The 14,530-nt window shown below is 61.0% G+C and carries 10 protein-coding genes; 5 read left to right on the top strand and 5 right to left on the bottom strand.

All coding sequences use genetic code 11. From position 1 onward, the window contains the following. Position 1: 1 nt before the first annotated feature. The 3 genes from B195_RS10100 to B195_RS10090 are packed head-to-tail and all read right to left on the bottom strand — an operon-like array spanning position 2 to position 2,690. Complete coding sequence (locus B195_RS10100) at positions 2-1,243, bottom strand: NAD(P)/FAD-dependent oxidoreductase (protein WP_003444857.1); 1,242 nt, start codon at positions 1,241-1,243, stop codon at positions 2-4. A 17-nt stretch (positions 1,244-1,260) separates the two neighbouring features. Continuing rightward, positions 1,261-1,581 carry a MocE family 2Fe-2S type ferredoxin gene (locus B195_RS10095; protein ID WP_003444856.1) on the bottom strand — a complete coding sequence of 107 codons (321 nt, stop codon included), beginning with the start codon at positions 1,579-1,581 and terminating at the stop codon, positions 1,261-1,263. 29 nt (positions 1,582-1,610) lie between these two features. Continuing rightward, the gene (locus B195_RS10090; RefSeq protein ID WP_003444855.1) at positions 1,611-2,690 is read right to left on the bottom strand and encodes a fatty acid desaturase family protein; all 1,080 of its coding nucleotides are present in this window, start codon (positions 2,688-2,690) and stop codon (positions 1,611-1,613) included. Between the two features lie 153 nt (positions 2,691-2,843). Here B195_RS10090 and B195_RS10085 point away from each other — a divergent pair, with 153 nt between their 5' ends. Both B195_RS10085 and B195_RS10080 read left to right on the top strand, forming a co-directional pair. After that, positions 2,844-3,887 carry a LacI family DNA-binding transcriptional regulator gene (locus B195_RS10085; protein ID WP_003444854.1) on the top strand — a complete coding sequence of 348 codons (1,044 nt, stop codon included), beginning with the start codon at positions 2,844-2,846 and terminating at the stop codon, positions 3,885-3,887. A gap of 165 nt (positions 3,888-4,052) precedes the next feature. Next, complete coding sequence (locus tag B195_RS10080) at positions 4,053-9,095, top strand: RHS repeat-associated core domain-containing protein (protein WP_100917158.1); 5,043 nt, start codon at positions 4,053-4,055, stop codon at positions 9,093-9,095. A gap of 200 nt (positions 9,096-9,295) precedes the next feature. Here the strand turns inward: B195_RS10080 and B195_RS10075 are convergent, their stop codons facing one another. Further along, entirely contained in the window at positions 9,296-10,318 is a 1,023-nt protein-coding gene (locus tag B195_RS10075; protein WP_003446401.1) for a LacI family DNA-binding transcriptional regulator, read from the bottom strand. 136 nt (positions 10,319-10,454) lie between these two features. Here B195_RS10075 and B195_RS10070 point away from each other — a divergent pair, with 136 nt between their 5' ends. Beyond that, entirely contained in the window at positions 10,455-11,297 is an 843-nt protein-coding gene (locus B195_RS10070) for an SDR family oxidoreductase (protein ID WP_003446400.1), read from the top strand. After that, positions 11,294-12,454, top strand: coding sequence for a phytanoyl-CoA dioxygenase family protein (locus tag B195_RS10065; RefSeq protein WP_003446399.1), 1,161 nt, complete (start codon positions 11,294-11,296; stop codon positions 12,452-12,454). Before B195_RS10070 ends, B195_RS10065 begins: the two co-directional genes overlap by 4 nt. Here B195_RS10065 and nikR read toward each other — a convergent pair. Then, positions 12,445-12,864 (bottom strand): nickel-responsive transcriptional regulator NikR, encoded by a 420-nt coding sequence (gene nikR / locus B195_RS10060; RefSeq protein ID WP_003446397.1) that lies wholly within the window; start codon positions 12,862-12,864, stop codon positions 12,445-12,447. The two genes, B195_RS10065 and nikR, sit on opposite strands and share 10 nt — an antisense overlap. Before the next feature lie 106 nt (positions 12,865-12,970). Between nikR and nikA the strand changes: the two genes are divergently transcribed. Continuing rightward, a complete protein-coding gene (gene nikA / locus B195_RS10055; protein ID WP_369826383.1) occupies positions 12,971-14,530 on the top strand; it encodes a nickel ABC transporter substrate-binding protein in 1,560 nt (519 codons plus the stop codon).

Below are 14,530 nucleotides of genomic sequence, written 5' to 3'. Positions count from 1 at the left end.
ATCAGTTCCTCAACAGTTGTTTGAGCGACACACCGGCATCCATCAGTGCAGGCACCTGAAGCGGTGTACCGCAGGCGATCAGGCGTTCGCAGAGCTTGATATCCCTGGCAATGCTGTTGCCCATGCCCCAGCCGCAAGCACCCAGCAAACGCTGCCCGGCATCGAGGTAGAACAGTACAAAGCCACCGTCTGCCGTGGCCCGGCTGGCGGAGGGCTCAGCGCTGCTGATCTGCCCCGTGGTTTGTAAACCCCAGTCATAGTGGTCGGACCAGAACCCCGGAATGCTGTTGAAGGGCAGCCCGGCGCCCAACAGATTGAGGGCGGCGTGATGGCCCTGGTGCTCGGCATTACGCCAGGTTTCCTGACGCTGGAACTCACCGCTGGGGTGCAGGCGAAATTCACATACATCACCCGCAGCAAAAATATCCGCCGCGCTGCTCTGCAATTGCCCATCGACCCGAATGCCCTGCCCCACATCGAGCCCGGCGGTCCTGGCCAGCTCGACATTGGGTTGCATGCCGATCCCCACTACCAGCAGATCACAGGGCAGGCACTGGCCGTCCACCAGTTGTACCGCCTCGGCCCGCTCGCCGCCCAGCACCGCTTCAATGGCCACGTTCAAGCGCACATCAACACCCCGGGCCCGATGCAAATCCAGCAACACCCCGGACAAGCGCTCGGGCAACACCCGCCCGGCCAGACGCGGCCCGGCTTCAAGCAAGGTCACACTGCAGCCCAGGGACCGCGCCGTCGCGGCCACTTCCAGGCCGATAAAGCCGCCGCCTACAACCACCAGCCGCGAGCCGGGGCGCAATCCGTTGCGCAGGGTCAGAGCTTCATCATGGGTGCGCAAATACAGCACATTGGCCATATGCTCCGGCACGTTGGGCAAGCGCCGTGCCCGTCCACCCGTTGCCAGCAACAACCGCCCGTAGGCTAGCCAGCTGCCATCGGCCAGTTGCAACCCATGCTGCGCCGGTGCCAGCGACAGCACCGGAACGGCCGTCCAGTGTTCAATGTCCAGCTCACCCAGCCGGGTGCTGTCGCACAGGCTGCAACCCGCCAGGTCGGTGGTGCCCTGCAGCAACCCCTTGGACAGTGGTGGCCGTTCATAAGGTGCATGGGCTTCGTCACCGATCAGGATCAACCGCCCGCTGTATCCCTCGCTGCGCAAGGTCAGGGCCGCACGCCCGCCGGCATGGCCGGCGCCGATAATCACCAGTGGAGCATTGACTGTATCCATGGTCTGGCTCCCCGCTCTCAAGTCGGTACGCCAAGATACAAACGACCGGCCTCGACCCGTACCGGATAGGTCTTGAGGTTGACGCACACCGGAGCCCCAAGCGCCTTGCCCGAACGGTAATCAAAACGCCCGTTATGTTTGGGGCACTCGATGACGTGGTCCATCACCAGCCCGTCTGCCAGGTGGATGGACTCATGGGTACACAGCCCGGCAGTGGCGAAAAACTCGCTATCGGCCGACCGGTACACGGCATAGGTGTGCTGGCCGTGGTCAAAACGCATTACATCTTCTTCATCTATGTCGTCCACGCAGCAGACGTCGATCCATTGCTCGCTCATGATCTTCTCTCTTGTAGTTGTGGTCGCGATCAGCCGGGGACAGCCTGGTTTTGCGCTGGCGCAGCAGTGCGCGGCCCTGTGGGACGATCAATGAAATAACCGGGGTCTTTACGCTGTTGCATAACGGTCGGGATGATTTCCTTGAAGGCAGCAAGCAGGTCTGGATACGGCGGCGGACAGTCGTGGCGGATTTCCTCATGCAACTGTGCCAGGGCGTGGTAAGGCACCATCGGGTACATGTGGTGCTCAAGGTGATAGTTCATGTTCATGTAGATAAAGCGCAGCAGCGGGTTCATGTAAATCGTCCGGCAGTTACTGCGGTGATCCAGTACATCCTCGGCCAGCCCCACATGCTGCGACAGCCCGAACAGGTAGGACAGCCACGCGCCATACAGGCTTGGCAGGCCGATAAACATCAGTGGCAACCAGCTGTGCTGATACAGCGCCAGTCCGATCACCAGGGCGTAAATCACCAGCCAGATCCGCGCCGTGCGCACCACTGCCGGCCATTCAGACTGCGGAATAAAACTCTGCTCTTCGTCATCCATACGCCCGGCTGCATGGCGCAATACCGAGCGCAGGGTATTGAACCCATGGGGCAGATTGAACAGGCTCAGCGCCATGCGCACCAGACTTGGTGGACGCGGCTCGACGATTTCCGGATCGCGCCCCACCACGATAGTGTCGGTGTGATGACGGGTATGGCTCCAGCGCCTGACATGAGGCTCGAACAGGCACATGAAGCTGGCGACCTGATACACCGCATCGTTCATCCAGCGGGTTTTGAACGCCGTGCCGTGGCCCATTTCATGCCAGCGCGCATTGGAGGCGGTGCCATACAACACCCCGTAGGCAATAAAAAATGGCACACAGGCCCAGGAGCCCCAGAACCAGTAGCCACCGAACCCGGTTGCCAGCAGCGCCAGAATCCACAACGCGGTGTCACGCAGGGCCGGGCCATCGCGACGCTGCATCAATTCCTTGAGGCGCTTGCGGGAGATCGGGCATTGATACCAGCTGGCCGAGACCAGGCCTTTTTCGGCAGCCCTCGCGGCTTCAGGGCCGGTCAATCGATAGTCGCGGTGTTCGGTTGAACTGGAGTGGGACATGGCAGTTTCTCCGCTGGCTTGATTATTGTTCTGGAGAAAATATAAGCAGCCATGCCATGGCCCTCAATGCCTTGAATAGATTCCCTATCAAGCTATCATCGTGGCCCAGTGCAGCTTGATAGTTTTCTATCAAGGCCTTCTTCAAGGCTGACCATGGACAACAATAAACGCCCCACCATCGCCACCGTTGCCGCTCAGGCAGGGCTGAGTGTGGCCACCGTAGACCGGGTGCTCAATGCCCGGGCCCCGGTCAACCCGGACACTGCCGAACAGGTGTTCCAGGCCGCCGAAGCAGTCGGTTATTTCGCCGCGCGCCTGATTGGCCAGCGCATCCGCGAGCGCCGCCCCACTTATCGCTTCGGCATTCTGCTGCTGGGTACTGCCCAGGCGTTCTACGGCAATCTGGCGGCCGCCATTGGCGAAGCGGCCCGCCGTCAGCTCGAGGCCAACCTGAGCTGCCATTTCGAGTACGTGATCGACCGCAGCCCCGGCGCCATCGTGGCGCAAATCGAGCACATGGCAGTGCAGTACGATGGCCTGGCGGTGGTCAGCTTCACCCATCCGCAGATCAATGCCTGCATTGCCCAGATTCGTGAAGCCGGAGTGCCGGTGATTGCCCTGCTGTCAGACATCCACGAACAGGCGCAGGAGGCCTATGTCGGCGTGGACAATCTCCAGGTGGGCCGCACCATGGGCTGGTTGCTGGCCCATACCTGCAATGCGCGCAAGGGCAGCATCGGCGTATTGCTGGGCGGCCACCGCTTCCAGGGGCATCAGGCGCGGGTCGATGGCTTGCGCAGTTACCTCACAGAGCATGCACCGGGGCTCAAACTGCTCGATCCGCTGATCAATATGGACAACGATGACGTGACCGAAGAAGCGGCCCTGGACCTGCTGGCCCGACATGCCGATTTACGCGGCCTGTGCGTGGTCGGCGGCGGTGGTGACGGCATCATCCGCGCCCTGGCCCAGTTGCCCGCTCGCCCGGGCCTGTGCAGTATCTTGCCGGAGTCCACGCAGCTGTCGCAGCAGGCGCTCAAGCAGGGGTTGATTCGCATAGTGGTGGACTCCCAGCCCGGGCTGATCGCCACGGCGCTGATGGACTTGCTGGTAGAACTGCAAACAGCGCCGCAGTTTGATCCGTTGCGTCACCGCATCCATGTGCCGCTGCAGATCGTTACCAGCGAGAACCTGTGACCCGCCCATCCCGTGCAACGAAATCCAGACAGCTTTGCAGGTGCACCTTGGCTGCAATCGTGCAGCTTCTTGTCGCGAAGACACCTACAGCCCTTGCTCATTGTTTCCCTTAAGTCTGCGCCTCTATGTTGCCACTCCGTTTCAGCGAACCAAGGAGTAGCAACCATGTTTGACCCCTCTGGAAATACCCCCGACATCCAGTCCGCCGCCAGCCTGCTCAGCAGTGGCGACGTATATTCCGGGGCCTACAACTTTATGAGCAGCATCAGTGCCGGCGTCGATCCGCGCACCGGTGCGTTCTCGGCCTCGATCAGCCTGCCCACCGGCGCCGCCAATGATTTGCGCGGGCCCATCGGCCAATTGCATCTGAGCCATAGTCCGTTGATGGCTGCCGACCAGGGCTTCGGTCTGGGCTGGATGCTCGGTACCACCTCCTGGGATGGCGCCAGCCAGCAGTTGCAACTCAATTCCGGCGAGCGTTTTCGCGGTGAGATTGTCGGCCAGAGCATGCGTTTCCCCGATGTGCGCTTGCCTGTGGTGACGGTCACGGTGCAGCGTCAGGAAATGTGGGTCAGGCATAACGACGGCAGCTGTGAGCGCCTGATTCCTTTGCCGGGGCATGCCAGCCTGTGGGTGGTCAGCACCCTGGTGGGCGCCGACGGTAGCGCCTTGACCTTTGACTGGCGTTCGGTCGGCAACGCGGCGTACCTGCAAAAAGTCAGTGATGCCCAAGGCCGCACGGTGCTGGCTCTGGCCTACGAGGGCGTGACAACCCATCTGACCTTACAGCCGGATACCCCCGCACAGGTGGTGATGTCTTTTCACCGGGTCTCCGGGCAGTTGCGCCGGGTGACAGTGGACGGCCTGCCCGATAATGGCTGGCAGTTTGAATACACCCGCAGTGATTCAGGTCTGTTGCTGCTGAACAAATGCACCCAGCCCACCGGCAGCACCGAGGAAGTGACCTACAGCGAGGCCAACGGCCTCAACCTGCCTGCAGGGGCGCCGTTTGCGCGGATGCCGGTGGTCAGTCAGACCCGCAAGGATCCGGGAGATGGCCAGCCGGTGCAGCTGGTTCGCTATGACTACGGCCTGTATGGCAGCAATAACTATTTTGGCTGGCCGGCGGTACGTCAGTGGCGTAATCGCGAAGACAACCTCTACCACCTGACCGGTGCCGGCGATTTTCTTTATGGCTCCACCGAAACCCTGATGGATGCCCGGGGCACGGCCCTGCAAACCATCAGCCGCACCTTTAACCGCTTCCACCTGCTGACCCGCGAACGCACCTTGCAGGGCCAGACCCTGCAGGAAACCGAGACCACCTATTACGACGAGCCCTGGCTGCCCATTGCCCGGCAACTGCCTTACTTCCAGTTCCCGCACAAGGTCATTACCCGCAAGGCGCAGCTGGATGGCCAACGGGTGCTGCGAGAACTTGTTACCGAAGAAGAAACCCGCTACGACGAGCTGGGTAACCCGGTGTGGCACCGTAATGCCCTGGGCGGGATTGAAGAGTCGGAGTACTACCCGGTAACCGGTGAGAGCGACAACTGCCCGGCCGACCCACTGGGCCGCATCACCCGCCTGAAAAGTCGTACGGTCAGCCCGCCACCCGGCACCGAAGGCCCGGTCAAGCAGACCCGCTACCGTTATCAGGCGCTGCCGGTGCGTCAGGATGCTCCCGGGTTTGCATTGCCGACTTTTGTCCAGAGCAGTGAAGAACGTTTGTTGCTGGTTGAGGGCAATCAGTCCAGTGAACTGGGCCGCTCGACGCAAAATTTCATTAACGATCCGGCCTCGCCCCATCACGCTCGCATGCTCAGCGAAACCCAAACGGTAGAGGGTAAAAGCACTACCCGGGCCTACAGCTACAGCCTGACTCAGGCCCGCAACGCCCGTTCGCTGGAACGTGCCGTATTGCAGGAAAAGGTCACGATCACCAGCCACGACGGACATAAATCCAGCTCCCAATCCTCACAGGATCTGTACTCGGGGCTAATGGTCACCGAACAGACCGACGAGCAGCTGCGCATGGCCTTTGCCCACGATGCCCTGGGGCGTGTGACTCAGGAAGTCGCGGCCCCGGATTCAGCCTTCGAGGCCAAGGTCAACTGGGCCTATTCGTTGTCAGCGAACCAGCGCTGCCAGACCCGAATCGGCGCTTCCGGGCGTAAGGAAACTGTCTGGCTCGATGGCATGGCCCGGGAAATCCGCCGTGAAAAACAGACCGACAGCGGTGAGACCTATACCGCCTGGACCGCCGAATATGACGTGCTGGGCCGGGTGTTCCGTGAAACGACTTACGATCCCGGTAACGAAGACGTTCCGGCCCTGAGCCTGACCACTGAACGCACCTTTGATGACTGGGGCAATGTGCTGACTGAAACCGGCGCAGACGGTATCACCCAACATACCCTCGCCGACCCGGTAGCCCTGACCGGCAGCAGCTGGCAGACCGACGCCAATGGCGTGGCCGGGGCCAAAACCGTGACCACCCATACCCTGGATGGCAAGCCGCTGACCGAGAGACTGTATTGCGCCGATGGCGTACTTCAGCACGAACTGAGCTGGAGCTATGACGGCCTTGGCCGCTGCATCAGCCAGTTCGATGCCATGGGCCGGGAGACCCGCCAAGAATGGGATGTGCGGGACCGGCTGGTATCCACCACGCTGCCTGATGGCTCCCTCATTAAACGCACCTACGCCGAAGGCCATGACGGTGATTTACCGGCCACGGTCTCGATCACTCATCCGTCTTTGGGCACTAATGAAGTCCTGCTGGGCGAGCGCAAATATGATGGCCTGGGCCGACTGGTGTGGGAAAAGGTCGGGCAGAGTGTCTCTGAATGGGAATATGCCGAAGGCGAAATTCACGCCCATACCCAAATCCTGCCCGACGGTACCCGGGTGAAGAGTGAGCGCCAACCGGAACTGGGCGGTGCATTGCTGTCGCTGCAAGCCCCCGGCATCAGCGTGTTCAATCAATACGATCCGCTAAGCGGCCGTTTGCTGGAATCCCAGGGCAATCTGGGTCTGCAAAAAGATCACTGGTCCCCGTCCGGCCAACTGAGCAAAGCCGACTACGCCTGGCACGGCGATCAGCCGCGCTCGCAACAGCAAAGCACCACCCCGGCGGGCAAAGTCACGCGCCTGACCGATGCCGACGGTGCCGAACAGCGCTGCCAGTACGACGAATTGGGTCGCTTGATTCAACAGCAAGGCCCTGACGTCACGGTCACCCTCTCCTACGATGCGGCCTCGCGGATTCACCAGCAGCGAACCCAATCAAACGATGGCTCGCGGGATATGACCGTAACCCTGGGCTACGACAGCCTGGGCCGCCCGGCCCGTCGTGAAACGGCTACCCGAACGCCGAATGCACAGCATGTAGAAGTGCAGACCCAGCAATGGCGTAAAGACGGCAAGCTGACCCAGCGTGAACTGACCCGTGACGGTGTTCTGGTGCGTAGTGAAAGCTTCGACTACGACCTGCGCGGACGGATGATTGCCCATCGCCTTGCAGGCCCGTCGTTGCCCGAAGATGCCCACGGCAAAACCTACCGCGAGCAGCACTTCCAGTACGACGCCCTCGACAATATTCGTCGACTGGAAACGGTATTTGCCGACGCCAGCGCCAGCAATATCAGTACATTTACCTATAACTCCGCCGACCTCACCCAGCTGCTCAGCGTCAGCCACAGCCGCGCCGATTACCCGGCACCGGTAACCCTGGAGTACGACGCGCTGGGCAATCTCAAACGCGACGAGCGCGGTAATCCACTGCACTACGACGCCCTGGGCCGACTGATCGGGGTAACTCTGCCTACCGGCGAACGCCGCTGGCACTACGGCCCGGCGGGCAACATCATCAAGACCGAAGACTCTACCGGCCCGCGCTGGCGTTACCACACCGGCGGCCAGCTCAGCTGCGAGCTGGGTGAAGACACCCAGACCCGCTGGGTACGGGCCGGTGACGTCCCGGTGGCTGAAAGCCGTCTCGCTTCGGCAGTGCGCGAAGTGATGCTGCTGGGCACCGATGCCCAGGGTTCGATAACCACTGAGGCCAACGACGGGATCAATACCCCGGTCTACGGCGCCTACGGCCAGAGCCAGCCCGGCACCAGCCGACTGGGCTACGCCGGCGCCTTGCGCGAACAGGACAGCGGCTGGTACTTCCTCGGCGATTACCGCATCTATAACCCGGTGCTGATGCGTTTCCACAGCCGTGACAGCCTCAGCCCCTTCGGCGAAGGCGGCCTCAATGGCTATGCCTACTGCGCCGGGGATCCGGTCAACCGCATCGATCCATCGGGCCATTCGTGGCTGGACTGGCTGTTGCCGGCGGCCGGCATCGCCCTGGCCGTAATCGGCACCGTGGCCTCCCTAGGTGCGTTGGCCGCGCCTACAGCGGCGCTGACCGCCAGCTATGTAACGGCCGTCACCACCGCGACCTTGAGTGTGGTGTCGCTGGCAGCGGATGTGGCCTCGATAGCCTTGCTGGCCACCGGCAATGAAAACGCCGGGCGGATTCTGGGCTCGGCGGCCCCGTCTATGGCCGGGGCTGCCGCCAAGGGGGTCAAAAAGGCCGGCAAGTTTGTGGGCAGCTGGCAGCATAAATTGCAACATGCAGGGGGCGCTCCGGGGGGTAACCGGGCGTTTCCCGGCAGGGCTCATCGAGTGGCAACGAGCGCCCCACCCCCGCAAATGCAAAATATGAACTTTGCCTATTTACTGGAACAAACACCGATCCGGGACAGCTTTTTGCCGCACTTGTCCCGGGGTGACTTGCAGAACATAGGACAGACCAACAGAGCCAATAGAGCCGCCGTATATAATCCGACATCAAGCACGGCGGTCCAGCCATTAGAGCTGCCTTATTCCGGGACCAGAGGTATGGAAAATGGAATACAGGTCGAGTACCGGAGGCCGGTTATCAACAACCCAAACTATGTCAACGAAGTGAGACAAATCATTACTGGCAATCACCCGCAGTATTATCCTTGGCAGGTTGCTGTTGAAACAGGTATTAACAACCCGTCCCGATTAAGAATTGTAGAGGCCTCGACTTACCAGGCTTACGAAACAGCAAGGGCTGCGGGTAACAGGTCCTGGCCAACAGGCTTCCAGAATTTTGAAGACGATTACAAATGGTTTGGCCCTCAGGGGGAACTTATGCGCAGAGGATGGGCCAATCGAATGCTGTAAGGGTTTCGATGGGGCAACTTTTGATCCATGAAGTTTTTATTCCCCCTCCATCCGGCAATACCGCCAGCACAGCCCAATGCCTCGCATTGGGCTGTGCTGTTTGAAACCTGCTGTTGAAACGACCTGGTCTTTTTAGACACTAAAGACCTTGCCCGTTGTTCGCTATATAGCGGCCACTCCAGGCCGCAACCGGATACGACTTATGGCAAATTGAACGGAGTCACGATCTGCACCTGTGACGGGCTTATCGGACCTGCTTTCCATACCCGGTGATAGTGCAGGATATGCAGGAACACATGTCGGGCATCGACCTGCAGGTTGTGATCGATGATTGCGGCGATTTTTTCTTCGGCCAGCAATTGCCGGTTTTCTTCATCCAGATCATGCCCGATAAACACTTGCAGCGGCCGTTCAAGGGCGGCGAAAGCATCGACAATCGCCCGGTTGCCACCGCCCACGCTGTACACCGCCTGCAATCGCGGATGCTGTTCCAGGGCCAGAGTCACGCGGGCAAAGGTCGGTTCGTAGACCCCGAGCCCTTCACTGATGTCCAGTACCCGCAGGTGCGGCGCCCGCCCACGCAACCACATGCGAAAGCCCATTTCACGTTCTTCCTCGCCGCGAAAACGTTCGCTGCTGATCACCACCGCCACCTCTTGCGCCTCCGTACCCAGCCAGCGTGACAGCAAGTACGCTGCGGTTTGCCCGGCGTTGCGGTTGTCCATGCCGACGTACGCGATGCGATCACTCTGGGGTAAATCGGTGACCAGGGTCACCACCGGAATCCCGGCCGCCACCAGCCGGTTGACCGCAAGGTTGATCAATGGCTCATCCGCCGCCTTGAGCACCACCCCCTGACTGCCCTTCTCTGCGCAGCGCCGGATCAAGTCGTGCATGGCCTGGGGGTCGATCTCTTCGAACAGATGAAAACGCGGCGAAATACGAAACGGCGCCATGCTGCTCAGCTGTGCCGTTATGGCTTCTTTTACCGCCGTACTGAAGCGCTCCGGGGTGTGCAGGATGACGTCGACATGAAAAGTGCGACCCATCGCCAGGCCACTTTTCTCCTGAGCTTCCAGCTCGCCCAGGGCCTGCTCGATACGCCGTTGAGTCTGCTGATGAAAACTGCCGCGCTGGTGCAGCACGCGGTCGACCGTGGCTTTGCTGACACCGGCCTGGGTAGCAATTTGCTTGATGGAGAAACGCTTGGCACGGCTGAGCATGATAATCCCCGGGCTTTTTCTTGAGGTTTTTATGAGGTCTTTTCTGCCAGTTATGAGGCTTGGCTGATGCTAGTCTCGGTTTCACGAGGTGTCACCCGACGATCTCGACAACAATAAAAAACCGCAGGAGACGTTCATGTCTGAAGCCGATTTTTCCACCCAGTTCGCAGGCCGTTTTTTTGTCGTTACCGGCAGTACTCAAGGCCTCGGCGCAGCCGTGGCCCATACCCTGGCGCGTCGCGGTGCAGCCGGGCTGATCATTTGCGGGCGCAGCCGTGACAAAGGCGCCGAGCAGGTGCGCCAGCTGGCACAACTGGACTGCCAGGCCTTTTTCGTCGAGGCCGACATGGAGCGTGTGGAAGATTGTCGCGCCGTGATCGAAGCCGCACGCAAACATTTCGGCACCTTGCACGGGTTGGTCAACTGCGCAGGCATGTCTGACCGAGGCAGCATTCTCGACACTTCGCCAGAACTGTTCGACCGCATCTTCGCAGTCAATGTGCGGGCACCGTTTTTCCTTATGCAAGAAGCCATCAAGCTGATGATCCGCCAGGGTGTTGAAGGCGCCATCGTCAATATCCAGAGCGTCAGCGGCCATGGCGGCCAATCGTTTCTCTCGGCTTACTCGACGTCCAAGGGCGCACTGGCGATCCTCACCAGGAACGTGGCCTTCAGCACCCTGCGCAACCGGATCAGGGTCAACGGTCTGAATATCGGCTGGATGGACACCCCCCACGAAGACCAGATCCAGCGCCAATACCACGGCGCACAGGATGGCTGGCTGGCCGAAGTGGAACAGTCGATGCCGTTCGGCCGGCTGCTCAAGCCTGAAGAAGTCGCCCGCAGCGTGGCCTTTTTGCTGTCCGCTGAGTCCGGAATGATGACCGGCTCGGTGATTGACCTGGAGCAAGGCGTGATGGGCTGTGGTGACGGTTCAACCCCGCGCCCGGACGCACCTTTGGCATTGGGTGATGCATGACCGGCGCCAGCGCTTTCGTCCGCCAGAGTGCAGTGGCTCTGAGTGACTTTGCCGCGCTGTGCGGGCAGTCTGCCAAAGCCGCGGATTACCCGGGTTGCGCCGGGGTCCAGAGCAATGTGGTGATCTATCACGCCGATACGCTACACAAGGCATTGCGTGACGACCCGCTACCGCTGATGAACCAGCTGCACCATTTGTTGCGCCATGGCCCCGGGGTGCTGGTGGTGCGCCAGGCCTATGGCGATCTGCAAGTGGTCGATCGCCATAGCCGGGTATTCGAAGCGATTCTTGCCCGCCAGGCACAGGCCGCAACCGGTGCCGATCATTTCGCCAAAGCAGGGAGCAACGGTCGCATATGGAACTCCCTGCAAAAGGCGGCGCTGTATTCACCCGAGTCGTTTATCGAGTACTACGCCAACCCTCTGATCGGGCTGATTGCCGAGGCGTGGCTGGGGCCGCATTTCCAGATCACGGCCCAGGTCAACGTGGTGCATCCCGGCGGCCAGGCGCAGCAGCCCCACCGTGATTATCACCTGGGTTTTCAGTCGGTGGACGAGGTGCAAAGGTACCCGTTGCCACTGCATGTGCTGTCGCAGTATCTGACCTTGCAGGGCGCCATCGCCCACACCGACATGCCGCTGGAAACCGGGCCGACCCTGTTGCTGCCGTTTTCCCAGCAATATGACTTGGGGTATCTGGCATGGCGGGACGAGGCATTTATCGACTACTTCAACCAGCACGCGGTGCAACTGGCGCTGAGCAAGGGCGATATGCTTTTTTTCAACCCGGCGCTGTTTCACGCCGCCGGCAGCAACCACACCGCCAACTGCCAGCGCATGGCCAATCTGCTGCAAATCAGTTCGGCGTTCGGTAAGACCATGGAAAGCCTGGACCGCGAAAGCATGATGCTGGCGCTCTATCCGGCGCTGCTCAAGGGGCTGCAACAGGATGAACTGGACGCCCGGGATCTGGCGGCAGTGATTGCTGCGGTCGCTGACGGCTATGCATTCCCCACCAACCTGGACACCGACCCGCCGCTTCACGGCCTGGCACCGCAGACCGGGCAGCAGTTGATGCTTGAGGCCCTGAACAAGCGCTGGTCGTATGAAGTCTTTGAGCAACAGGTCAGCCTGATGCGCAGCAAGCGTCAGGCCTGATCACCTTCGATACCACCCAACGGAATGATCTGCGCGCTGCCATGCCGCACCCCGCGTTCGGCCATGACGTGGCGCGCCAGTTCCGAAACTTCGCCAATGCTGCCCTTGAGCACCGACACTTCCATGCATTTGCCCTGATCCAGATGCACATGCAGGGTCGAGAGGGTCAGGTCATGGTGCTCATGGAAGGCGGTGTTCAAACGCTTGGACAACTCCCGGGTGCCGTGATCGTAGACATAGCTCAAGGTGGCCACGCAGGGCTCCTGCGGGTTGCGGTTCTGCGGTTCCAGCAAACCGGCGCGCAATAAATCGCGAATGGCTTCGGAGCGTCCCTGATAACCGTGGGTGCCAACCCGCTGGTCAATCGCAGTCAGCAAGGCATCGTCCAGCGTGATTGTGACCCTCTGCATCTAATCGGCCTCGCAGTTATGATCTTTTGACATAGACTTCATACCCAATGAGTGGACAGGCCAGCGGCCATCAACCTGAGGGAGACGCAGTGTGGAGCAGTCAAGGATGAAAAAACAACTTGCCTTATGGATGTCCGGAGTCTGCCTGAGTATGGGCCTGATCGCAGCCCACGCCGCCGACCCGGCCCCCACCCTCACCTATTCGTGGCCGACCAATGCCGGGCCGCTTGACCCCCGGGGTTACTCGCCAAACCAGATGTACGCCCAGGCCATGGTCTATGAGCCCCTGGTGCGGTACACCGACAAGGGCACGCTGGAACCCTGGCTCGCCACCCAATGGACAGTCTCGCCGGACGGCAAAACCTACACCTTTACCCTGCGTGACGCGGTGACCTTCAGCGATGGCAGCCCGTTCAATGCGTCCGCCGCCAAAGCCAGTCTGGACGCCGTACTGGCCAACAGCAAACGCCATCAGTGGATGGAACTGGTCTCCACCCTGGAGGGTGTTGAAGCACCGGACGAGCACACCCTGGTGCTCAAGCTGAAACACCCTTACTACCCGACCCTGATGGAACTGGCGCAAGTGCGCCCGCTGCGCTTCGGCGCACCGCACGCCAAACCGGGTGCACCGGTGGGCACCGGGCCCTGGATCCTGGCGCAAACCCGACGCGGCGAATACGACCGCTTCGAGCGCAACGAACGCTATTGGGGGGCCAGACCGGCTTACGGCTCAGTGCTGGTGAAGGTCATCTCCGACCCCGACAGCCGCGCCATTGCCTTGCAGACCGGGGAGCTGGATCTGATTCAGGGCGCCGAGGGTGAAATCTCCCCCGGGACCTTTGTGCGCCTGCGCGACTCAGGTTTCAACACCGCCATTTCCGCGCCCCTGGCCACCCGTTCGGTGGCGATGAACACCGGCCTGGCCCCCACCAACGAACTGGCGGTGCGCCAGGCGATCAATCAGGCCGTGGACAAGGACACCATCATCGCCAAGGTCCTGCATGGTCTGGAACCCCGTGCCGACGCCCTGTTTTCCAACAACATGCCGTACACCGATCTGGGCCTCAAGGCCGCGCCCTACGACCCGCAGCAAGCGCGCCAGACCCTGCTGGCCGCCGGCTGGAAAGCCCCGTCGGGCAAGGGCATCCTTGAGAAGGACGGTCAGCCCCTGAGCATCGAACTGGTGTTTCTGGGCACCAGCGCCCTGCAAAAAAGCCTGGCCGAAATCATCCAGGGCGAGCTGGCCAAGGTCGGAATCGAGGTCAAGCTGCGGGCCGAGGAAGACGGCGCGCTGGTGCAGCGCCAGCGTGAAGGCCGCTTCGGCATGATCTTCGCCGATACCTGGGGCGCGCCTTACGACCCGCACTCCTTTGTCAGCTCCATGCGCTATGCCGGGCACGCCGACTATATGGCCCAGCGCGGCCTGCCGATGAAGGATGCCATCGACGCCAGGATCGCCGAAGTCCTGGGCCAGACCGATGAGCAACAGCGCGCCGAAGGCTACCGCGAAATCCTCACCACCCTGCACGATCAGGCGGTGTATTTGCCGATTTCCTATCTGACCGCCATCAGTGTCAGCCGCAACAATGTGGCTAACGTCCAGTTCGGCAGCACGCTGTTCGACGTGCCGTTCGAAGTCATGCACCCAGCCACCGGGAAGCCCTGA

Source organism: Pseudomonas sp. Lz4W (assembly GCF_000346225.2).
GTDB lineage: Bacteria > Pseudomonadota > Gammaproteobacteria > Pseudomonadales > Pseudomonadaceae > Aquipseudomonas > Aquipseudomonas paraversuta.
Note: the sequence above shows the minus strand (reverse complement) of the source record. Positions and strands in the feature narration are given on the sequence as shown.